This is a genomic window from Enterovirga sp. CN4-39 (assembly GCF_049446235.1).
Lineage (GTDB): Bacteria > Pseudomonadota > Alphaproteobacteria > Rhizobiales > Beijerinckiaceae > Enterovirga.
On sequence record NZ_JBMSEF010000001.1, the window covers coordinates 596750 to 618683 of the forward strand.

A 21934-nucleotide genomic window follows, 5' to 3' on the forward strand; every position below is an offset into this window, starting at 1 on the left:
GAGAATGAGTGACCTGAAAGTTCTGGCAACCGGGCTGCGCTTTCCGGAAGGGCCCGTCGTCATGCCGGACGGATCGATCGCGCTGGTCGAGATCGCGCGCGGCACGGTCACTCGGGTCGCGGCGGACGGCACGGTCTCCGTCATCGCCGATCTGGGCGGCGGCCCGAACGGGCTCGCGACCGGGCCGGACGGCGCTCTCTACGTCTGCAACAACGGCGGGTTCGAGTGGCACGAGGAGCCCGGCATGATCCGGCCGATCGGCACGCCGGCGAGCTACGCGGGCGGACGGATCGAACGAGTGGACCCGAAGACGGGCGAGTTCCGCGTCCTCTACGATCGCTGCGGGGAGCAGAAGCTCAAAGGGCCGAACGACATCGTGTTCGACCGGAACGGCGGGTTCTATTTCACCGATCTCGGCAAGACGCGCCACCGCGACCGCGACCAGGGCAGCGTCTACTACGCCAAGGCGGATGGCTCCTTCATCGTCGAGGTCGCCCATCCGATCCTCACGCCGAACGGGATCGGCCTCTCCCCGGACGAGACGACGCTCTACGTCGCGGAAACGGAGGGCGGCCGGCTATGGGCCTTCGACCTCGCGGAGCCCGGCGTGATCAAGCGCCAGCCCTTCCCGTCACCGAACGGCGGCCGCTTCCTGTTCAATGAGGCGGGTTACCAGCGCTACGACAGCCTGGCGGTCGATGCCGAGGGCAACATCTGCATCGCGACGCTGATGAAGGGAGCCATCACGGTGGTGTCGCCGTCGGGGAAGCTGGTCCGGAGCGTGAAGATGCCCGACGTCTATACGACCAACATCTGCTTCGGCGGCCCCGACATGCGGACGGCCTACATCACGCTCTCCGGCATCGGCCAACTCGTTTCGATGCCGTGGCCGGAGGCCGGGCTGAAGCTCAACTTCGGCTGACGGTCACGATCCGCCCGCCCGCAATCCGGCGAGCGCGTCGGCGATCGCGGTTGCGCCCTCCTGCAGCGGCTCGAGGAAGCGGGATACGACGCCCGCTTCGTCGATCGAGTTGCGCAGATACATGAGGTTCACGCTGCCGACCGCCGCTCCGTCAAGAAGGATCGGCAGCCCGATCGCGGACGCCGTGCCGTTGTACGAGCTGTTCGCATAGTCGGGGTTCATCGTGGCGTAGCCGTTGCGCCGCACGGTCGCCAGGAGCCGCTTCAGCTTTTCAGGCTGGCGGATGACGGCGTTCCACGGATCATCCGAGGTGCTGAGCGCGTCGAGCGCCGAAGCGCGCGTGGCCTCGTCGCAGAAGGCGAGGAACGCCATTCCCAGCGAGGTTCCGAGGAGGGGCGCGCGGTAGCCGGGGCGCCGGTTGAAATGCACGAAGCCCTCGCCGCGACTGGTGCGCGCCACCACCATGGCGTCGCGGTCGAACACGGCGACGTCCGAGGGCCACTGGAGCTGCCGGTGCAGGCGCGCGAGCACTGGCGCGGCCACGAGCGCCATCTCCTCGTGCTTCTGGTAGCCGCTGCTGAGGTCCAGCGTGCGGCCGGTCGGGAGATAGATCGGCTGGCCGGGGAGCCGGCTGACGAAGCCAGCGTGGATCAGCGTCTCGAGCATCCTGACGATCGTCGGGCGGTTGAGGCCCGTTTCCCGGAAGATGTCGCCCACGCTCGCCTGCTTGAGGCGGTTGACGGCGAGCAGGACGTCAAGGGCGCGCAGCACGGCCGTGACAGGCTGGAACGAGGGCATTGAACCTTCTCCGTTGCGTCGTCGACCACCAGCCGTCGTCCCGTCCGGCGATTGCAATGTCCAACGCTTGATGCCTATAATGAATAGCCGTTTCATAGAATGAAACACAAGAAGAATTGCTCGGGAGGTTCGATTTGGCGGATGCGACGACCGAAGCGGAACTGGAGACGCCGACCATGGCGCCTGCTTCCGCCGGTCCGCTCGACGGGCTGAAGGTCCTGGACCTGTCGCGAGTCCTGGCCGGCCCCTGGGCGTCGCAGATCCTCGGCGATCTCGGCGCGGAGGTCTGGAAGATCGAGCGGCCCGGCCAAGGCGACGACACCCGCACCTGGGGCCCTCCCTTCCTGAAGGGCGCCGAGGGGCAGTCTGACGCCGCCTATTTCCTCTGCGCCAACCGCAACAAGCGAAGCGTCGCCATCGATTTCGGCCGGCCGGAAGGCGCGGAGATCGTCCGGCGCATGGCAGCCGCCGCCGATATCGTCGTCGAGAACTTCAAAACGGGCGCGCTCGCCCGCTACGGCCTCGATTACAAGTCGCTTTCGGCAATCAACCCGCGCCTGGTCTACTGCTCGGTGACCGGCTTCGGTCACACGGGGCCCTACGCGTCACGTGGCGGTTACGACTTCCTCATCCAGGGGATGAGCGGCCTCATGAGCGTGACCGGGCGGCCGGACGGCGAGCCTGGGGCTGGCCCGATGAAGGTCGGCCTGCCGGTGAGCGACTTGTTCACGGGCCTTTACGCGGCGACTTCCATCCTTGCCGCCCTGCGACATCGCGATGCGACCGGAGAGGGCCAGCACATCGACTGCGCGCTCCTGGACAGCCAGGTCGCGGTGCTCGTGAACCAGGGCATGAATCACATCGTCGGCGGTCTGACGCCGCGCCGCCTCGGGAACTCGCACCCCAACGTGGTGCCCTACCGGGATTTCGAGACGTCGGACGGTCATGTCCTCGTAGCCTGCGGAAACGACGGGCAGTTCCAGAGCCTGTGCAAGCTCCTGGGCCTGACCGAACTCGCGGCCGATCCGCGCTTCCGCAACAATGTCGGACGACTGAAGGACAGGGGGGAGCTCGAGGAGAAGCTCGCCGCCGCCATCCGCGGCTGGACGTCCGCCGAGTTCTTCGCCGGCATGGAAAAAGCCGGGGTGCCGGGTGGTCCGATCAACCGCGTCGATCAGATCCTCGCCGACCCGCAGATCGCGGCGCGCGGCCTGCTGAAGAAGATGGAGCGCAGCGACGGCACTCCGGTCACGGTGATCGGATTTCCGGGGCAGCTGTCGCGGACGCCCGCGACCTACCGGATCGCGCCCCAAACGCATGGGGAGGATACGGACGCCGTGCTCGCCGAGTTCGGCATCGACGAGGCGACCGGCGAGCGGCTTCGGCGCGAGGGCGTGATCCATGCGGCCGGTCGCTGACGACCACGCCCGCGTACCGTCAGACGGTTGCCGGCGGCAGCAGGCGGCGTTCCTGCCAATGGGCGAGCCATTCGGCGAGCGATTTCTCCGTATCGATGCACTCGCCGAAGCCCGCCTGGCGAATCTTGATCGTCGAGAGCAGCGACGAGGTCGAGTGGGTGCGGGAGAAGGCGAAGTCGGCGAACTGCCAGGATCCGCTGACCAGCCGATCGAGCGGCACGGGCTCAAGGCCGTAGCGCTCTACGATCGCCTGCCACGTCGCGGCTCGGCCCGGCATGATGCGGGCGAGCGGCATCGGATGCGGCAGGCCGACCGGCATGGAGAAGGCGCGCGCAATCACCGGCCAGACGTTCTCCCAGGTAAAGACGTCCCCGTTCGCCACGTTGAAGATCTGGTTCTGCGCCGCGGGCGTGCGACCTGCCCACGCGATGGCGCTGGCGAGGAGCCGCGCATCCGTCGCCTCCGTCACGCGGGTGCCCGTCCCCGGGTAGACGAGCGGCAGCCCGAGCTCCCGGCTGATCGCCGCGTAGGCGCCGACGGCCGCGACCATGTTCATCATGCTCGGGTATCCGAAGCCGAGGACCACCTGCGGCCGGAACACCGTCCAGCTCCAGGCCTTCCCGGCCTGCCGCGCGGTCAGGAAGTCCTCCTGCGCCCAGTAGAAGTTCGGGTGGATGTGGCGCGGGGAGTCCTCGCGGGCCGGAACCGGAATCTGGCCGAGATGGACCCCGTAGGCCTTGGCGCCCTGGAGCAGCGTGACGTGGTGCAGCCCCGGGTTACCCGGCTCGACGGAATCCAGAAGGTTCGTCAGCATCGCGAGATTGACGGCGATCTGATCGTCCTCAAGCCAGCCCTCCGTCAGGTCGGGCTTCTCGAACAGAGCCGCGTAGACGATGTGAGTCACGCCCGTCAGCGCGGCGAGGCGATCACGGCACGATTGCGCGTCGGTCAGGTCCACCGCCAGATGCCCGGCGCCTGTCGCCGGGTCGGGCGGGCGCCGGGACAGCGCTACGACGTTCCATCCCCCTTCCGACAGGTATCGGTCGATCACCGCGCGGCCGACCAGGCCTCCGGCACCGGCCACGATCACTGTTCCCCTGTCGGCCATGCTCATCTCCGTTTGACAAGTAGTCTTGGATTGATTAGCCAAATCGAAAGCAAACTGCAATCTCATCAAAGGCAACAACGAAGTAACTTATAGACAAAACAACCAATTACTCTGGGAGGGAAACATGATTTCGAGACGAGGCGCTCTTGCCGGTTTGGTGGCCGCACCGATGCTCTCCCGCGCGGGTTTTGCGGCCGAGCCAGTCAAGGTCGGTGTCATCATCCCGCTCAGCGGCGGAGCCGGGCGCCAGGGCCAGGACGTCACCAACGCCATCACCAGCATGGCGGCGCTCATCAACGCCGAGGGTGGTGTGATGGGAAGGCCGGTCGAGCTTGTCGTCCGCGACGACGAGAGCACGCCGGCGATCGGCGTCGCCAAGGCAAACGAGCTTGCCTCAGCAGGCGTTGCGGTCGTGATCGAGGGCTGGAACAGCCCCGTGACGCTGGCGATGCAGTCGGTGCTGGCGCGCGCCAACGTCCTCGACATCACGATGATCTCGAAGGCCGACGGCATCCTGACCAGCGCCGCGAATCCTCTCGCCATCCGGCTGAACAGCGCCAACGCGCAGGACGCGGCGGTGATCGCGAAGTATCTCGGAAGCAAGTGGAAGACGGGCCGCCTCGTCTTCGTCACCGAGAACGACGCCTACGGTAACGGCGCCCAGCAGGGCATCGAGGCCGAAATGAAAAAGCAAGGCGTCGGCCTGACGGTCGCCCAGACACTGAAGTTCCCGTTTCCGCAGACCGACTTCCGCGTCGAGGTCACGAGCATTCGGGACGCGAAGCCGGACGTGGTCGTCAGCATCAATGCGAACGAGGGCGCGGGCCTGCCGGCATTCCTGCAGCAATATGCGCAGGCCAATGTCGGCGCGCAGGTGATCTGCTCCGTCGGCACCGTGAGTCCCAGCGTGATCGAGACGGCCGGCCCCTCGGCGAACGGGCTCATCAGCGCCGATGTCTACTTCCCGGATGCCGAGCCTTTCGCCAGCAACCCGGAAAACAAGCGCTTCGTCGCGCAGATGCAGAAGCAGTTCAAGACCGACCCCGACAAGTTTGGAGCGCTCGGCGCGGCGTCCCTTCAGGTCTGGGCCAAGGCCGTCGAGCAGGTGAAGACCTTCGAGCGCAAGGCCGTCGCCGGTGCGATCCGCGGTCAGGAGATCAAGGGCACGATCTTCGGCGACGTCCGCTTCGACGAGCGCGGCCAGATGAGCCAGACCTACGAAGTGTTCACCGTCAAGGACGGGAAAATTGTCGTCCTCCCGAGCTGACATGCCGGGCCCGATCCTGTCCGTGGAGGGCCTGTCTGTCCGCTTCGGCGGCTTTCAGGCCCTGAAGGACGTGTCGTGGTCGGTCGCGCCTGGCCGGATCCTCGGGATCATCGGGCCGAACGGCGCCGGCAAGAGCACCTGCTTCATGGCCGCCACCAACATGGTGTCGCATGACGGGACGCTCACGCTGGACGGGCAGGATGTGACCCATCTGCGTCCCGACGCCCTGCCCCGGCTCGGCCTCCGGCGCACATTCCAGCAGAACGCCTTCTTCGGCGGGATGAGCGTGCTCCAGAACATGGCCGGCGCATTGCTCGACAAGCCGCCGAGTTCGCTCGCAGAGTCGGTTTTCCTGCCATGGGCGGAGGCGACGCGGCGGCGCGAAATCGAGGCCGAGGCACGGGCGCATCTCCTGCGTTTCAATATCGCCGAGGAATTGCACGACAGGCTGCCGGGTGAGTTGTCCTATGGCACTCAGCGCATGCTCTCGATCGCGCTCGCGGCCGCACCGGGGGCCAGGGTTGTGCTCCTCGATGAGCCTGCGGCAGGGCTCGGCGGACGCGACATGCTCGCGCTGCGCGATCTGCTCATCCGGATGCGAGCCGGCGGCCTCGCGATCGTTCTCATCGAGCATCACATGGATCTCGTGATGGAGCTGGCCGACGAGGTGCTCGTCATCGAGCTCGGCGAGACCATCGCTCATGGGAGGCCTGCCGCGATCCAGGCGGATCCGCGCGTACTCGAAGCCTACCTCGGGAAGGCCGCATGAGCGCCCGGCTCGAGGTCCGTGACCTGCGCGTCAGTTACGGCGCGAGCGGCGCGGTCGCGGTCGACCGGCTGGTGGTCGAGCCCGGGACGCTTGCGGCGGTGATCGGCGCGAATGGCGCCGGCAAGTCCACGCTGATCAACGCGATCGCGAACTGGTCCCGCGCAGAGCCGCGTATCGCAGGCGAGGTCCTGGTCGACGGAGAGAACGTCGCCAAGTTGCCGGCGCACGAGCATGTCCGGCGCGGTCTCCAACTCGTCCCCGAAGGCCGGGGCGTGTTCATGGGTCTGACGGTCGAGGAGAATCTCCGGGCCGGCGCCTCGCCGGTCTCGGAAGCCGGCCGGCGGGCCTATTCCGTCGAGGACGTCTTCGCATTGTTTCCGCGTCTCGGCGAGCGTCGGGCCAACCTTGGCGGCTCCTTGAGCGGCGGCGAACGCCAGATGCTGGCGGTGGGCCGCGCGCTTCGGATGGCACCGAAGATCCTCCTGCTCGACGAACCCTCCATCGGGCTTGCGCCGCGCCTCGTCTCGGTCCTGCTGAAGACGATCCGCACGCTGGTCGACGGCGGCCTCACGGTACTGCTCGTCGAGCAGAATGTCCGCGCCGCCATGGAGGTTACGGACTTCGTCCACCTTCTCGAACGTGGCCGCGTCATCGCAAGCGGCACGGCGGATTCGATGCGCGACGATCCGCGCATCGTCGAGGCCTATCTCGGAGGCAGCCACGGATGAACGTGTGGCAGCAGATCGTAAACGGGCTCATCATCGGGCACGCCTACGCGCTTGTCGCGGTCGGCTGGACGATGCTGCTCGGCGCCGCCCGTCTGGTGAATTTCGGCCACGGCCAGATGTACATGGTCGGGGCCTTCGTGGCCTGGTGGTTCATGTCGGCCACCGGCATGCCCTATCTCCTGGCCATCGTGGCTTCGGTCGCGGTGGGGGCGCTGATCGGCGCGGTCATGCAGCGCCTGCTTCTCGGGCTTACACTGTCTCAGGACCTCGTCAGCCTGATGATCGTGACGCTCGGCTTCGGGCAGATCCTCGAGGGCGGTGCCGGCCTCGCGTTCGGGCCGAAGCCGCAGGCGCTCGTGAGCCCCTTCCAGCAGATGTCGCTCCACATCGGCCCGGTCTGGTTCACCGTTCAGGACGCGATGCTCGTCGTCGCCGCCATCGCGGTGTTCCTCGCCCTGCAATACGTCCTCAACCGCACCCGCTTCGGGACGGCCGTCCGGATGGTCGCCGAGGATCCGGCGCTGACGCGCCTCGGCGGGATCGAGATCTCGAAGGTCTACATGGGCATCTTTGCCTTCGAGGGCGCGGCAGTCGCTTTCGCGGCGACCCTCGTCGCGCCCCGCACGCCGATCCTCACCTCCATGGGGTTCGAGCAGGTCATCATGACCTTCGTGGTCGTGGTCCTCGGCGGCATCGGCAGCGTTGCGGGCAGCTACGTCGCGGGCATCGCCATCGGGTTGTTCACCGCCCTCTTCGGCGCGCTTGTCTCGCCGGCCTACACGACAGCCGCCGTCTTCGCGGTCCTGATCGCCGTCATGGTGCTGCGGCCTGGCCAACTCGCCGCCTCCGCGAGCTTCGCCCGATGACCGCGCTTCCGCCTGCCGCGCGCCTTCCCGCCATCCTGGCACTCGCCATCATAGGCTTCCTTCTGCCGCGGCTGCTGGGAGGCTCGAACCTCGTCTACGACACGCTGGTCGTCATCGCGATCTTCGGGGCGATGTCCTACGGGCTCGACATCATCCTATCGGATCTCGGCGAGATCAGCCTCGTCCATACGGCGTTCTTCGCCTCGGGCGCCTACGCGGCTGCGATCCTGACCGTGACCTTCGGCCAGAGCGCCTGGGTCGGGTTGGTCGGAGCTATCGGCGTCTCGCTCGCGCTGGCGGTGGTCCTCGGAATCATCACGCTTCGCACGCGTGAATTCGCCTTCTCGCTCGTGACCTATGCGGCGTCGGTGGTGCTGATGAGCATCGCGGCGAACTGGGACTTCCTGGGGGGATCCGACGGCATCGTCGGCGTACCGCCGCTCGACCTCTCGATCGGCCCGCTCACGCTGACCGCTGCCCAGAATGCCGAGTTCTGGCCCTACGCCTACGCCCTCCTCCTCCTGACCCTGTACTTCGTCCATCGCTTCCGTCGTTCGAGCCTCGGCCAGGCCGCCCTGATGGTGCACATGAACCCCCGGCTCGCGGCCATGTGCGGCCTCGACCCGAACCGCGTGCGCCTGAAAGTCTTCATCGTCTCAGCGCCGATCAGCGCGCTCGCCGGCTGGCTCTACGCCTTCCAGCGCTCCTATGTCGGAACGGACCTATTCGAGACCTACTTCCTCGTCCTGATGCTGACCGGCGTCATCATTGCAGGCCGACGGATCCTCCTTGGGCCACTTCTCGGCACGGCTCTCCTCCTGTCGCAGAAGAGCTTCGCGTCCCTCGGCGCCTATGGGGACAAGCTCGTCCTCGGCATCGTGCTCGTCACGGTTCTCTGCCTCAACCCGCGCGGGCTCGCAGCCCTCCGCTTCCGCCGGCGGCCCGCCCCCGCGCCCGAGGACGACGGCGCGGCCTACACGTCACCCGCAGCAAGGAGCCAGCATGGCTGACCCACAAGGCGCCCCTCTCGGTCCGGAGGCGCAGTTCAAGGCTTATCTCGCGCAAGGCCAGTTCATGATCCAGCGGAGCCGCTCGACCGGCCGCCACGTCTTCTACCCTCGCGTGGCCGTGCCAGGCAGCGGCGAGACGGATCTCGAATGGGTGCCGGCGTCCGGTGACGGGACGGTTTACGCGATCACGATCAACCGTACGCGGGAGGGCGGCTACAACATCGCGCTCGTCGACCTCGAGGAAGGCCCCCGCCTGATGACGCGTATCGAGGGCGTCGACACGGTCGCGATCGGGACACGGGTGAAGGCCCGCATTACGCCCATCGACGGCGAACCGGCAATCGTCTTCGACGTCGCGAACCAGGGCTGACATCATGACGGGAGCATTGCGCGGTCGCGCCGCCATCGCGGGCATCGCCACGGCCGGCACCGGGGAAGCCCCGGGCCGCACCTCCATCGAGATCCTGGGCGAGGCCGCAATCGGAGCGTTGGCCGATGCCGGGCTATCGCTCGGCGACGTAGACGGAGTCTTCGCGGCGACCGGCGTGCACGGCCTGCCGGCACTCTCGGTCGCCGAGTATCTCGGCATCAAGCCCCGCTTCATCGAAGGCACGAATATCGGGGGCTCCTCGTTCGAGAACTACCTCCTGACGGCTGCGGCGGCGCTCGATGCCGGCCTCTGCGACGTGGCGTTGATCGCCTACGGGTCGAACCAGCGCACGGCGGGCGGCAAGCTCGTCTCGATGAGTGAGTCGCAATGGCACGAGGTGCCCTACCGGCCGCGTCATCCGATCACCGGCTACGCCATGGCGGCCGCCCGGCACATGCACCAATACGGCACGACGCGCGAGGAGATGGCAGCCGTCGCGGTTGCAGCCCGCAAATGGGCGAACCGCAATCCTGCCGCCTTCGCGCGCGGACCTCTGACGATTGAGGACGTGCTGAAGAGCCGGATGGTCAGCGACCCGCTGAGCGTGCTCGATTGCTGCCTCGTGACCGACGGTGCCGCCGCCTGCGTGATGGTGCGCGCCGACCGCGCGCGCGATCTGAAGCAGAAGCCCGTCTACATGCTGGGCGCGGGTGTCGCGGCCTGGCACCGCTCGGTGGTGCAGATGCCCGACCTGACGGTCACGGCAGCCTCGGAAAGCGGCCCTCGCGCCTTCGCGATGGCGGGCGTGAGCCCGAAGGATGTCGACCTGCTGATGCTGTACGACGCCTTCACCATCAATACGATCCTCTTCCTCGAGGATCTCGGCTACTGCCCCAAGGGCGAAGGCGGCCGCTTCGTCGCAAGCGGCGCGATCGACCCGGGCGGCGCCCTCAACGTCAACACCAATGGCGGCGGGCTCTCCTGCATCCATCCGGGCATGTACGGCCTCTTCCTGATCGTCGAGGCGGTGACTCAGCTCCGGGGCCAAGCCGGTGAACGACAGGTCGAGGCGGAGATCGCGCTCTGCCACGGCAACGGCGGCACGCTCGCCTCCCAGGCGACAGCCATCCTCGGCACAGCAGCGACCCTCTGAGCCATGGCGTTCACCTACGAATCCCTCATGGCGTACGAGATCCCCGAGGTGAGGCAGCGCCTCACCGAGCGGGACACCGTCTTCTACGCCCTCTCGGTCGGGTTCGGTCAGGATCCGATGGACACGCGGCAGCTCGACTTCGTCGATGCGCACCGCAGCCTGAAGGCCGTCCCGACGCAGTCGGTGGTGCTCGCGCATCCGGGCTTCTGGATGGCCGATCCGAAAACCGGGATCGACGCCGTCCGCGTGGTCCATGGCGAGCAGCGCATAGCCATGCATCGTCCCCTCCCCGTCTCAGGCGAGGTCGTCGGCAAGACGCGTATCGTCGGGCTCGTCGACAAGGGGCCGGGACGAGGCGCCCTGATGTATTCCGAGAAGGAGGTCCGCGACGCAGGCACCGGCGACCTCCTCGCGACGACGCGGAGCACGACCTTCCTGCGCGGCGATGGTGGGTTCGGCGGGCCGGAGGGGCCGGTCGAGGCCCCGCATGCACTGCCCGACACGTCCCCGGACGAAACTGTGGACGTGGCGACCCGGCCGGAGCAGGCGCTCTATTACCGGCTGAACGGGGACGACAACCCGCTCCACGCCAATCCTTCCATCGCTGAGAAAGCCGGGTTCCCCCGACCGATCCTGCATGGGCTCTGCACGCTGGGTGTGGTCGGGCATGCCCTGCTGCGTATCCTCGGCGACTACGACGCGGCCCGCTTCCGCAGCCTTGCCATGCGGTTCTCCGCGCCCGTCTTCCCCGGCGAGACGATCCGGGTCGAGATCTGGCGCGACGGCTCGTTCCGGGCGTCGGTTCCGGAGCGTGGGGTCGTGGCCGTGAACAACGGCCTCGCGGTCTTCGCGTCGAGCGCAGGGTGATCACGTGGGCGACACGACAACCCCCAATCCGGGCGTAGAGCCCGTTCTCCTCGAGAGCCGAAACGCATCCGTTGCCATCCTGACCCTCAACGAGCCGACAAAGCGGAACGCGCTCTCGCCTGCGCTCCGCGTTGCGCTCGCGGAGGCGATCGACCGGATAGAGCGCGATCCCGAGATCCGCGCCGTCGTGCTGACGGGCGGCCCCATGGTCTTCAGCGCGGGGGGCGACCTCACGGCAATGCGGAACGACGGGTTGGCGGCCGGGCGCGAGCGGTTCCGCCTCCTGCACGGGATCGTCCGCTCGATCGTGAAGTCGAGCAAGCCGTACGTCGCGGCGGTCGAAGGGCCGGCGGCCGGAGCGGGATTCAGCCTGGCCCTCTGCTGCGACACGATCGTCGCGGGCGCAGGCGCCCGCTTCATCGCGTCCTTTCCGAAGGTCGGCCTCGTCGCGGATGCCGGGCTCCTCCTGACGCTGCCGGCCCGGGTCGGAATCGGCCGCGCCCGCCAGATCCTGCTCTACGCGGAGCCCATCTCGGCGGAGGCGGCCGAGCGCATCGGCCTCGTTGACGAGGTCGTGCCCGACGGGGCCGCTCTTGAGCGAGCCGTGGCCCGCGCCCGCGCCTTCGAGGCGCTCGCACCTCTCTCGACAGCAGTCGCCAAGGAGGCGCTCGCCGGCAGGCTCGACGAGGTGCTCGATTGGGAGAGAAGCGCCCAGGCCGCGCTCTTCCAGACCTCCGACCACGCTGAGGGCAAGGCGGCCTTCCTCGATAAGCGACCGCCCATCTTCCAGGGACGCTGACCTTGAACACTGACCGATCCGATGAAACCGCGGGCGACATGCTCCGCGAGTCGACCGAGCGCCTGCTCGCCGACGTCGTCACGTCTGCGGCACGCGCCCAGGTCGCGGCGGGCGAGTTCCCGCAGGACCTGTGGTCGGCCGTCGAGGAACTCGGGCTGCCCTCGGCGCTCCTGCCGGAAGAAGCCGGAGGATTCGGCGTCCCCATCGACGAGGCGCTGCCACTCCTGATGGTTGCCGGGGAGCACGCGCTCCCGCTGCCGCTCGCCGACACAATGCTGGCGGGCCTCCTGCTGTCGAAGGCCGGGCTCGAGATCCCGGCCGGGCCGTTTGCCGTCGCGCCGGCCGCGGACATCACCCTTGACGCGTCAGGCCGTGCATCCGGGCAGGCCCGCAACGTGCCGTGGGGCCGTCATGCCCGCGCCGTTGTTGCGCTCGCGGGTTCCGCATCCGGAACGGCCGTGATCTGCCTGCCGCAGTCGGCACTCAGCGTCGAGCCGAATACCGGTATCGCGGGAGAGCCGCGCGACGATCTGCGCTTCGAAGGTGCCGCGGCCGCGACCGCGAAGGTCGCCTTCGGGGCGCGAGAGTGGCGGGCAGCCGGTGCTGCGACCCGAGCGCTGCTCATGGCAGGAGCACTGCGCAGCGTCACCGCGATGACGGCGCAGTACGCGCAGGAGCGCAAGCAGTTCGGGCGGGCGCTCGGAAAATTCCAGGCCATCCAGCAGAGCCTTGCGGTGCTCGCCGGCCAGACTGCTTCTGCAGTAGCGGCCGCCGGGATCGCGGCCGAGGCGATCGCCGCCTGGGACGACAGCCTCCTGCCGGCAGTCGCGGCCGCCAAGGTCCGAACCGGCGAGGCAGCCGGCGCCGGAGCCGCCATCGCGCACCAGGTCCATGGCGCGATCGGCTTCACGCAGGAGCACCGCCTGCACGAGTTCACCCGTCGGCTATGGGGATGGCGCGACGAGTTCGGGCGCGAGGCCGAATGGGCACGCGAACTCGGCCGCCATCTCGCCGCCGCCGGCCCCGACGGGCTCTGGCCTGCGCTGACGACCGTCTGACGGATCGAAAATGTCCAGATTCACTTTTCCGCCTCCCCCGCCCTCCCCCGGAGGCGAAGCCTTCCGAGCCGAGGTCCGCACTTTCCTCCAGCAGGAGCTTGCGGACAGGCCGCCCATCGATCGCGCCCAGAGCTGGAACGGCAATGATCCGGCCTTCTCTCGCAAACTCGGCGAGCGGGGCTGGCTTGGTCTCACCTGGCCGAAACGCTACGGGGGCCACGAGCGCTCCGCGTTGGAACGCTACGTCCTCCTCGAGGAATTGCTCGCCGCGGGTGCGCCGGTCGGCCTGCACTGGATCGCCGAGCGGCAGAGCGGCCCGAGCATCCTTCGCTTCGGCACGGAGGAGCAAAAACTCTCCATCCTGCCTCGTATCGCGGCCGGAGAGTGCTTCTTCTGTATCGGCATGAGCGAGCCGGATACCGGCTCGGATCTCGCCTCCGTGCGGACCCGTGCCGTGCGCGAGCCGGGCGGCTGGCGCGTCAACGGCACCAAGCTCTGGACCACGAACGCCCACCATTGCCACTACATGATCCTGTTCTGCCGCACTGGGCCCGTCGTCCCTGAGCGGCGGCACGCGGGAACGAGCCAGTTCCTCGTCGATCTGACCCTCCCCGGCATCACGATCCGGCCGGTCCGCAACCTCACGGGCGAGCACCACTTCAACGAGGTCGTGTTCGACGACGCGCTCCTGCCCGAGGATTCGATCCTCGGCCGCGAGGGCGAAGGCTGGGCGCAAGTCACGGGCGAGCTCGCCTACGAGCGGAGCGGGCCGGAGCGCTTCCTGTCCTCGTTCCAGCTCCTGGTGGAGCTCGTGCGCGTGATGTCGGAAGCGCCCGGTGACGCGCGAGCGGAGATCGCACTGGGCCGGCTCGGCGCGCAACTCGTCACGCTTCGGCGCATGTCGCGCTCCGTCGCTGGCATGCTCCAGGCCGGCGCCGACCCGGCGCTCGAGGCCGCCATGGTGAAGGACCTCGGCGCGCTGCTCGAACAGGAGATCCCCGAGATCGCGCGCGACCTCGTCGCCGATGGCACGGATAGCCCGGCTGCGCGGCAGTTCGAGCGCGTGCTCGCCTACACGACCATGCACGCCCCCTCCTTCTCGCTGCGCGGGGGCACGCGCGAAATCCTGCGCGGCATCATCGCCCGCGGCCTCGGGCTGCGCTGAGACGCCCCCTCCGGAGACAAAATCTATGAACGACGCAGTGCTCTACGAGACCGATGGCGGCATCGTCACGCTCACCCTCAACCGGCCGGAGAAGCGGAACCCGATCTCCGAACGAGACGTGGTCGAAGGCCTCGTCGCGGCGCTCGGCCGCGTGCAGGCCGACGAGAGCGTCCGGGCCGTGATCCTCACCGGTGCCGGCAGCGCGTTTTCGTCCGGTGGTGACCTGCGGGCCATGGAGGCGGCGCTCGACGAGCGCACCCGCAACCCCACCAGCACGATCGCCTATTACACGGACGGCATCCAGCGCATCCCGCTCGCCTTCGAGGCGCTCGACGTGCCCGTGATTGCGGCCGTGAACGGCCCGGCGATCGGCGCGGGGACCGACCTCGCCTGCATGTGCGACCTGCGCATTGCCGCCGAGGAGGCGCGGTTCGCCGAAAGCTTCGTCAAGATCGGCATCATCCCCGGCGACGGCGGCGCCTGGCTCCTGCCGCGCATCGTCGGGTGGTCGAAGGCCTGCGAGATGGCGTTCACGGGCGACATCCTCTCGGCCGAGGAGGCGCTCGCCTGCGGGCTCGTGTCCAAGGTCGTGCCGGGGCCCGAGCTGATGGACGCGGCCCGCAAGCTTGCGGGACGCATCGCGGTGAACCCGCCGCTCGCGGTGCGGGCCACGAAGCGCCTGCTGCGCGAGGGCCGCTTCGCGCGGCTCGACACGCTGCTGCAACTCTCAGCATCCGCGCAGGCCATCGCGCACACGACGGCCGAGCATCGCGAGGCGCTCGCCAAGGCACTGGCACCGCGGCCGAAGCGCTAAGTTCAGCCGATTGCGAGCGACAACATGATCAAGGGAGAACGATCGATGGCAGGCTGGATGGCATGGCGCGTCCTGGGTGCGCTGGCTGCGGCGGCGGTGTTCGCTGGGCCGCCCGCCCGGGCCTCCGACTACCCGGTGCGGCCGGTAACGCTGGTCGTGCCGTTCCCGGCGGGCGGGACGACGGATGTCGTGGCGCGACTATTGGCGGAGCGGCTTACGCCGGGCCTCGGCCAGCAGATCGTGATCGAGAACCGCGGCGGCGCCTCGACCACCATCGGGGCGACGGTCGTGGCCAATGCCCAGAAGGACGGCTACACGCTGCTCCTGGCGAGCGCGAGCACCTTCACGACGATCCCGCATGTCATGAAGGTGCGCTACACCCTGGCCGACTTCGAGCCGATCTCTATGGTCGTGAAGGTCCCGTTCGCCTTCGTCGTGAAGAAGGATTTTCCGGCCAAGACGCTGGCCGAGTTCCGCGCCCATGCGCTGGCGCGGCCGACCGCCGTCAACAACGCCACCAACGGGCCGGGAAGCCTCGTCCACCTCGCTGGCGAGGTCGCCGCCAGGGAACTCGGCGTCAAGGTTACGCACGTCCATTACCGCGGCGCGGCGCCCGCCACGCAGGACATGATGGCCGGCATTGTCGACAGCAACGTCGAGGCTCTCACCAACGCGGTCCCGAACGTGCAGGCCGGCGCCTACCGGGCGCTCGCCGTTCTCAGCCCCCAGCGCCTGCCGCAAATGCCGGACGTGCCGACCTTCGCCGAGCTGGGCTACCCGAAGGTCCAGGCCGAATCCTGGTTCGCCGTGCTGGCGCCGGCCGGAACGCCGGCCGAGGTGACCGCCCGCCTGAGCGCAGAGATCGACAAGGTCGTCCGCTCGCCCGACTTCGCGAAGCGCATGGAGGAGATCGGCAACGTCGCCGTGCCGATGAGCCCGGCCGAGTTGAAGGACTTCATCGCCAAGGAAAGCACCCTCTGGGGCGGAGTGATCCGCGAGGCTGGCGTCAAGATCGAGAACTGAGCCGGGCAGAGCCCGACCGCAGAGTCGTAAGCAGGAAGGTTTCGAGGATGAACAAACTGAACCCTATGTCCCTTGCCGACCGGACGGTGCTGGTCACCGGAGCAGGCCAGGGCATCGGCTTCGGCGTGGCGAAGCTCGCCTCCGATCTGGGAGCGAATGTGGTCCTGGCGGACATGAACCCAGACGCGCTCAAGTCCGCAGCGGCCTCGTTCCCGGATGGCCGCGTGCTCACCGGTGCGGGTGATGTAGCCGATCCGGACTTCGTGGAGGGGCTCGTCGAGCGCGCCACGCAGACGTTCGGGGTGGTGGACGGACTGGTCAACACGGCCGGCATCACCCGTCCGGCCATGATCGAAAAGATGACGGTCGCGCAGTGGGAGCAGGTTCTCCGCGTCCACCTCACAGGAGCGTTCCTGTGCATGCAGGCGGTCGGCCGCCGGTTGATCGCGCGGCACAAGGCGGGCCAGCCGGTCGCAGCGGCGATCGTCAACATCTCGTCGGATGCCGGCCGGCAGGGAACGATCGGCCAGATCAACTACAGCGCCGCTAAGGCCGGAATACTCGGCGCTACGATGAGCGCCGCGCGCGAATGGGCCCGCTACAACATCCGGGCGAACACGGTCTCGTTCGGCATGGTCGAGACGCCGATGACGGAAGTGATCCGGGGCGAGAAGTTCCGCGACACCTACCTTGCCAAGATTCCGCTTGGCCGCTGGAGCACACCTGATGAGGTTGCGCCTCCCGTCTGCTTCCTCCTGTCGAACGGTGCATCCTTCATCACCGGCCAGAGCCTGTCCGTGAACGGCGGTAGCGAGATGAACGCCTGAGGCGCGGCCACAAGCGCGGCTTTCGCTTGTCCGCGTACATACTAACGAGTATCATGTTTTTGAGACCCACAACGGGCTTCGCGAGAGGGAGAAACGTTATGAGATGGTCCGGCCTTGCAGCGTTCACGCTGGGGTTGGCGGTCGCGACCGCCGCCGCGGCGCAGTCGGGGCCGCCCATCCGCATCGGCGTCCTCTCGGATCTCGGCGGGGGCTTCGCCGACGTGAGCGGCCCGGGCTCCGTCCTGGCTGCGAAGATGGCGGCGGAGGACTACCGGGCCAAGCATCCCGGCCGGGCCGTCGAGGTGATCTCGGGCGATCACCAGAACAAGGCCGATGTCGGCTCGACCATTGCCCGCCGCTGGGTCGACACGGAAGGCGTCGACCTCATCATCGACGTGCCGAACTCGGCCGTCGCGCTCGCGGTGAGCGAGATCGTCAAGAATGCGAACCGCACCTTCCTGGTGACGGGCGGCGTGTCGAGCGCGCTGACCGGCGCGCAATGCTCGCCCAACACGGTGCATTACTCGATCGACACCTGGACGATGGCGAACGTCCCGACCCAGGCGCTCGTGCAGCAGGGCGGAAAGACCTGGTTCTACGTCTCCGCCGATTACGCCTTCGGCCATGACATGCAGCGCCAGTCGACTCGTGCTCTCGAATCCGCCGGCGGAAAGGTGGTCGGCAGCGTCAACTACCCGCTGAACACGATGGATTACTCGTCCTTCCTCCTTCAGGCCCAGGCGTCCAGGGCCGACGTGATCGCGCTTGCAGCCGCCAACGGCGACTTCGTCAACGCGATGAAACAAGCGGTCGAATTCAACCTAACGGGCGGCGAGCAGAAGGTCGTCGGCCTCGCCGTCTACATCTCCGACATCGTGTCTCTCACCTCGAAGGTGGCGAAGGGCGCCGTCGTGACCAACAACTGGTACTGGGACCTGAACGACGAGACGCGCGAGTTCACGGCGCGGTTCTCGAAGCGGTTCAACGGCAAGGTGCCGACCAGCCTCCAGGCGGGAGCCTACGCGGCCGTGTACAACTTCCTCGCGGCTGCCGACGAGGCCAAGACGTCCTCGGACGGGCGCGCGGTCGTTGCGAAGATGAAGGCGCGGCCGAACCTGGACCCGATCTTCGGTGAATCGACCATCCGGGCCGATGGCCGGCGCACGTCGCCGGTCTATGTCTGGAGCGTCAAGGATCCGACGCCTGAGAAGAAGTTCGACCTGTACCAGCCGATCAGGACTGTTCCGGTTGCCGAGGCCTACCGCCCGCTCGCGGAAGGAAATTGCCCGCTCGTCACCGCGGCGAAGTAGCGGAGCGCATCAAGGCCGGGTCGGGGTTGCTGGCCGGCAAGCCATCAGCAGCCCCATCCGGCCTTCCTGGGCGACGCTGCCGTCGCCCTTCACCAGCGTCATCTCGCGGTCCACGATGCCGCGAGTGCCCGACCGCGAGGGCGTCTTGCCGGCGATGCGCATGCGCAACGTGAGCCGGTCGCCGACAAAGATCGGCGCACGAAAGCGCCAGTCCTGGATGTCGGTCAGTGCGATGGAGCCCTCCGAAAGAGCTTCGAACTGGCCGAAGAGACCGAGCACGACGGCTATTCCGAACGGCCCCTGCAGGATCCGCTGACCGAACGGCGATGCTGCCGCGAAATCCGGATCCACGTGGATCGGATGGCGGTCGCCGGACACCTCTGTGAAGACGCGGAGGTCCTCCTCCGTTACGATCCGCTCGCCGCTCAGGAAAACGCTGCCGACGACGACATCCTCGAAGAAGAGGGATGATCCCGCGCTCACGGCCCGGCCCGAACAGCGTGAAGCACGAAGGTCGCCATCTCGTCCGCGATCCGATCGCGTGACTTGCGAGTTTCGTCGGGGCGCGGATGATACCACACCGTCATCCAGTTGAGCGCACCGAGCACCGGCTTCACCAGGAGGCGCGGCTCACTTTCACGGAACTCAGCGGATTCGATGCCGTCCCTGAGAACCGTGACGTAGAGGTCCTGGAACTGCGTCCGCATTGCCATCAGCTCGGTCAGGACATCGCGCTGAGACGGCGTGGTTCGCCCCGTGAGATGCAGCTCGACGCCCTGGTTGAGGACGCGCTGTGTCGGCAGGTGCTCCATCACCAGCATGGCGTGGGCGCGCGCCATATTAAACAGCCGCACAGCGGCAGGGTGTGCCGCCATGGCAAGCGGCCGCATGACCGCAAGGTTCATGGCCATCGCCTGCCGATGGATGTCGAAGAAGAGATCGGTCTTGCTGCGATAGTAGTAGTAAACCCGACCCTTCGTGGCGCCGAGAACATCCGCGACCGTGTCGATCGACGTCGCCGCGTAGCCATGCGCCATGAACGCAGTAGCGGCCGCGCGCAGGATCTCGGCGCGGCTTTCGTCGGCCCCGTTCCCGGCAGCGTCGTCGGGCCCTGCCCGTCCGGCTGCCCTGGAGCGGGCCCTGGTCCTTGTCTCCGAAGCCATCTTAGATCATCCGACCGTCAGCGCGCTCGCGGCCGGGAGGGCACGCCGCCCGACCGCGCTATCATCGCGCGCCCGACTGGCCAACCCGCCGCGGCAGCGTCATCCGGCCAGCCGCTCCTCGGCCTCCTTCGCCAGCACCGAGCGCTGGATCTTGCCGGTTGCGGTGCGCGGAAACTCAGTCACGAAGGAGACGTGCCGCGGCACCTTATAATCCGCCATGCGGTCCTTGCAGAAGCGGACGACCTCCTCGCCCGTGACCGCAGCGCCGGGATTGAGCTCGACAAACGCGTAGGCAACCTGGCCGAGGCGGTCGTCAGGCGCTCCCACGACCACCGAGGACCGGATGGCCGGATGCGCCGCGAGATGCTGCTCGATCTCGATCGGCGACGCATTGGTGCCGCCGATCTTCAGCATCTCCTTCAGCCGGCTCGTGATCGTCAGGTACCGGCGCTCGTCCAGGTTGCCGATGTCGCCGGTCCGCAGCCACCCGTCCGCCGTCACCGTCGCGCGGGTCGCATCCGGGTCCTTGTAGTAGCCGATCATGACCGTATCGCCCCGGCACCAGACCTCACCGTCCTGTCCGGCGGGCATCTCGGCCAGGGTCTCGGGATTGACGATCTTCACCTCGCAATCCGACAGCAAGGGCGCCTTGTTGCGGCAGCAGACCTCAACCGGATCGTCCCAGGCATTGAACGAGGTGGAAATCGTGTTCTCCGTCATGCCGTAGGTCGACAGCAGCCGATCGAGGCCGAGCGTCCGCTTGATGCTCTCGAATGTCTCCTGCATCACGGCCGAGCCACCGATCCAGGCCGCCTTGAGCGACGAGGTGTCGGTCGGCCTCTCAAGCAACTCGCCGACCATGTCGTAGAAGTGGGTCGGGATGCCACCGAACATCGTCACGCGCTCGCCCGCGATGAGGCGGAGCGCCTCCTTCGTGTCCCACTGAACCATGGGAATGAGCGTCGCCCCGAGCGCGAGCGCCGGGATGAGGGCCATGAAGAGCCCGGCCGAATGGTAGAACGGCATGTGCGCCATCACGCGGTCGCCCGGCTCGACGCCCATCGCGGTGCCGACGCGCGTCGCCTGGCGAATGACGTGATGGCTGTGCATCACGCCCTTGGGCTTACCCGTCGTGCCCGACGTGTAGCAGATGAGGAGCATGTCGGGGGACTTCACGGCCGCCTCAGCTTCAGCGACGCCTCCCGTGCCTCCAGCCATGAGGTCGGCCGCCGTGATCGTGCCCGGCAGCGCCTTCTCGGCCTCCAGCACGACGGTGCGCAGCGCCGGTAGCTCCGGCACGGCGATCCGGCCCGGCGTACCCTCCGTGATCCCGGGTGCCATGCTCTTGAGCATGGCATGGAAGTCCGAGCGCCACATGCCCGGCATCATCACGAGCGCCTTCGCGTCGGATTGCTCGATCACGTAGCGCGCTTCGTCGAGCTTGTAGCGAGTGTTCACGGGCACGATGACGGCGCCGATCCGGGCCGCAGCGCAGAAGGCGCGGATCCATGTGCGACCGTTCGGCAGCCAGATCGCCACGTGGTCGCCACGGCCGATGCCGAGCCGGAGGAGGCCTGCCGCGAAGTGATCGACCTCCCGGTCGAACTCAGCGAAGGTGATCGTGCCGTCCTCGTCCTTGATGAACGGGGTTAGGCCATGCTCCCGCGCAGCGTCGCGCAGGAGGGAGCCGATTGTGGGGCGCTGCTCCGCCATGCTTCGCTCGCTAGATGGAGTAGCCGCCATCGAGCGCGATGCTCTGGCCAGTGATGAAGCTTGCTCGCGAGGAGGCAAGGAATACGGCGAGATCCGCGACCTCCTCGGCCGTGCCGAAGCGGCGAAGCGCGGTGTTGCGTTTCATCGCCTCCACGAAGGCAGGCGTCAGGCGCTGCTCGAGCCGGTGGAATAATCCAGCATCAATCACGCCGAGCGCGATCGAGTTCGCCCTGATGCCGCTCCGGCCCTCCTCCCGGGCAAGGCCGCGCATGAGGGCCTCGACGCCGGCTTTCGGGACGACGGACAGGATGTCCTTGGGAGGATGTCGGATCAGGCCCGCGGACGTGATCGCCACTATGGAGCCGCGAGTCGCCCTGAGATGCGGGATCGCGGCGCGCAGGACGTTGTACGAACCTGTGAGATCGCCCGCGATCGTGCGGTCCCATTCGTCGGGGTCGATGTCCGCCGCGTAGGACATGCTGATGTCGGCGCCGGTCGCGAGCACCAGCGTATGCAGGCCGCCAAACCGCTCTGCCGCACCGTCGACGGCGGCCCGAGCACCCTCGCGGTCGGTCAGGTCGAGCCGGATGGCGGCCGCCTTCCGGCGGGCCTGCTCGATCCCGCCGACCACCTCCTGCGCCTTCGCCTCGTTGCTGCGATAGGTCAGCGCCACGTCGCTGCCCGCCTCCGCGAACCCCGCGGCGATCGCCTGCCCTACTCCGCCGCTGCCCCCGATAACGAGGGCCGCGCCGGCGCCGAAAAGCGCCCGGTCCGTCACATCCATCC

At 67.8% G+C, this 21934-nt stretch carries 23 protein-coding genes; 17 read left to right on the plus strand and 6 right to left on the minus strand.

Features of this window, described 5'->3' with window-relative positions; genetic code table 11:
* Positions 1-4 precede the first annotated feature (4 nt).
* Positions 5-922, plus strand: a complete 918-nt coding sequence (locus ACO2SS_RS02950; RefSeq protein WP_423276056.1) for an SMP-30/gluconolactonase/LRE family protein — start codon at positions 5-7, stop codon at positions 920-922.
* A gap of 3 nt (positions 923-925) precedes the next feature.
* On the opposite strand, the gene ACO2SS_RS02955 is transcribed toward ACO2SS_RS02950, so the two are convergent.
* Entirely contained in the window at positions 926-1720 is a 795-nt protein-coding gene (locus tag ACO2SS_RS02955) for a helix-turn-helix domain-containing protein (protein ID WP_423276057.1), read from the minus strand.
* A gap of 134 nt (positions 1721-1854) precedes the next feature.
* Between ACO2SS_RS02955 and ACO2SS_RS02960 the strand changes: the two genes are divergently transcribed.
* On the plus strand, positions 1855-3138 hold the full coding sequence (locus ACO2SS_RS02960) for a CaiB/BaiF CoA transferase family protein (RefSeq protein ID WP_423276058.1): 1284 nt from the start codon (positions 1855-1857) through the stop codon (positions 3136-3138).
* A gap of 19 nt (positions 3139-3157) precedes the next feature.
* Here the strand turns inward: ACO2SS_RS02960 and ACO2SS_RS02965 are convergent, their stop codons facing one another.
* Positions 3158-4246, minus strand: coding sequence for an SDR family oxidoreductase (locus ACO2SS_RS02965; protein ID WP_423276060.1), 1089 nt, complete (start codon positions 4244-4246; stop codon positions 3158-3160).
* Positions 4247-4370: 124 nt separating this feature from the next.
* Here ACO2SS_RS02965 and ACO2SS_RS02970 point away from each other — a divergent pair, with 124 nt between their 5' ends.
* From ACO2SS_RS02970 to ACO2SS_RS03040, 15 genes are all read left to right on the plus strand, one after another.
* Positions 4371-5513 (plus strand): ABC transporter substrate-binding protein, encoded by a 1143-nt coding sequence (locus tag ACO2SS_RS02970; RefSeq protein ID WP_423276061.1) that lies wholly within the window; start codon positions 4371-4373, stop codon positions 5511-5513.
* Position 5514: 1 nt separating this feature from the next.
* On the plus strand, positions 5515-6282 hold the full coding sequence (locus tag ACO2SS_RS02975; RefSeq protein WP_423276062.1) for an ABC transporter ATP-binding protein: 768 nt from the start codon (positions 5515-5517) through the stop codon (positions 6280-6282).
* Positions 6279-7010: an ABC transporter ATP-binding protein gene (locus ACO2SS_RS02980; RefSeq protein ID WP_423276063.1), complete on the plus strand. Its 732-nt coding sequence runs from the start codon at positions 6279-6281 to the stop codon at positions 7008-7010. The genes ACO2SS_RS02975 and ACO2SS_RS02980 overlap by 4 nt, the downstream gene beginning before the upstream one ends.
* A complete protein-coding gene (locus ACO2SS_RS02985; RefSeq protein WP_423276064.1) occupies positions 7007-7876 on the plus strand; it encodes a branched-chain amino acid ABC transporter permease in 870 nt (289 codons plus the stop codon). Before ACO2SS_RS02980 ends, ACO2SS_RS02985 begins: the two co-directional genes overlap by 4 nt.
* The gene (locus ACO2SS_RS02990; RefSeq protein WP_423276065.1) at positions 7873-8886 is read left to right on the plus strand and encodes a branched-chain amino acid ABC transporter permease; all 1014 of its coding nucleotides are present in this window, start codon (positions 7873-7875) and stop codon (positions 8884-8886) included. Before ACO2SS_RS02985 ends, ACO2SS_RS02990 begins: the two co-directional genes overlap by 4 nt.
* Positions 8879-9256 carry a Zn-ribbon domain-containing OB-fold protein gene (locus ACO2SS_RS02995; protein WP_423276066.1) on the plus strand — a complete coding sequence of 126 codons (378 nt, stop codon included), beginning with the start codon at positions 8879-8881 and terminating at the stop codon, positions 9254-9256. Before ACO2SS_RS02990 ends, ACO2SS_RS02995 begins: the two co-directional genes overlap by 8 nt.
* Before the next feature lie 4 nt (positions 9257-9260).
* Entirely contained in the window at positions 9261-10409 is a 1149-nt protein-coding gene (locus ACO2SS_RS03000; protein ID WP_423276067.1) for an acetyl-CoA acetyltransferase, read from the plus strand.
* A gap of 3 nt (positions 10410-10412) precedes the next feature.
* Positions 10413-11276 carry a MaoC/PaaZ C-terminal domain-containing protein gene (locus ACO2SS_RS03005; RefSeq protein WP_423276068.1) on the plus strand — a complete coding sequence of 288 codons (864 nt, stop codon included), beginning with the start codon at positions 10413-10415 and terminating at the stop codon, positions 11274-11276.
* Between the two features lie 4 nt (positions 11277-11280).
* On the plus strand, positions 11281-12075 hold the full coding sequence (locus ACO2SS_RS03010; protein ID WP_423276069.1) for an enoyl-CoA hydratase/isomerase family protein: 795 nt from the start codon (positions 11281-11283) through the stop codon (positions 12073-12075).
* Positions 12076-12077: 2 nt separating this feature from the next.
* On the plus strand, positions 12078-13133 hold the full coding sequence (locus ACO2SS_RS03015; RefSeq protein WP_423276070.1) for an acyl-CoA dehydrogenase family protein: 1056 nt from the start codon (positions 12078-12080) through the stop codon (positions 13131-13133).
* A 10-nt stretch (positions 13134-13143) separates the two neighbouring features.
* Complete coding sequence (locus ACO2SS_RS03020; RefSeq protein ID WP_423276071.1) at positions 13144-14298, plus strand: acyl-CoA dehydrogenase family protein; 1155 nt, start codon at positions 13144-13146, stop codon at positions 14296-14298.
* A 25-nt stretch (positions 14299-14323) separates the two neighbouring features.
* A complete protein-coding gene (locus tag ACO2SS_RS03025; protein ID WP_423276072.1) occupies positions 14324-15112 on the plus strand; it encodes a crotonase/enoyl-CoA hydratase family protein in 789 nt (262 codons plus the stop codon).
* Positions 15113-15157: 45 nt separating this feature from the next.
* The gene (locus ACO2SS_RS03030) at positions 15158-16135 is read left to right on the plus strand and encodes a Bug family tripartite tricarboxylate transporter substrate binding protein (RefSeq protein WP_423276073.1); all 978 of its coding nucleotides are present in this window, start codon (positions 15158-15160) and stop codon (positions 16133-16135) included.
* Positions 16136-16182: 47 nt separating this feature from the next.
* Positions 16183-16962 (plus strand): SDR family NAD(P)-dependent oxidoreductase, encoded by a 780-nt coding sequence (locus ACO2SS_RS03035; protein WP_423276074.1) that lies wholly within the window; start codon positions 16183-16185, stop codon positions 16960-16962.
* Between the two features lie 98 nt (positions 16963-17060).
* Entirely contained in the window at positions 17061-18272 is a 1212-nt protein-coding gene (locus ACO2SS_RS03040; RefSeq protein ID WP_423276075.1) for an ABC transporter substrate-binding protein, read from the plus strand.
* A gap of 9 nt (positions 18273-18281) precedes the next feature.
* Here the strand turns inward: ACO2SS_RS03040 and ACO2SS_RS03045 are convergent, their stop codons facing one another.
* From ACO2SS_RS03045 to ACO2SS_RS03060, 4 genes are all read right to left on the minus strand, one after another.
* Complete coding sequence (locus ACO2SS_RS03045; protein ID WP_423276076.1) at positions 18282-18755, minus strand: MaoC family dehydratase; 474 nt, start codon at positions 18753-18755, stop codon at positions 18282-18284.
* On the minus strand, positions 18752-19435 hold the full coding sequence (locus ACO2SS_RS03050) for a TetR family transcriptional regulator (protein WP_423276077.1): 684 nt from the start codon (positions 19433-19435) through the stop codon (positions 18752-18754). The genes ACO2SS_RS03045 and ACO2SS_RS03050 overlap by 4 nt, the downstream gene beginning before the upstream one ends.
* Before the next feature lie 99 nt (positions 19436-19534).
* On the minus strand, positions 19535-21148 hold the full coding sequence (locus ACO2SS_RS03055; RefSeq protein WP_423276078.1) for a class I adenylate-forming enzyme family protein: 1614 nt from the start codon (positions 21146-21148) through the stop codon (positions 19535-19537).
* Positions 21149-21158: 10 nt separating this feature from the next.
* A complete protein-coding gene (locus ACO2SS_RS03060) occupies positions 21159-21932 on the minus strand; it encodes an SDR family NAD(P)-dependent oxidoreductase (protein ID WP_423276079.1) in 774 nt (257 codons plus the stop codon).
* Positions 21933-21934 lie beyond the last annotated feature (2 nt).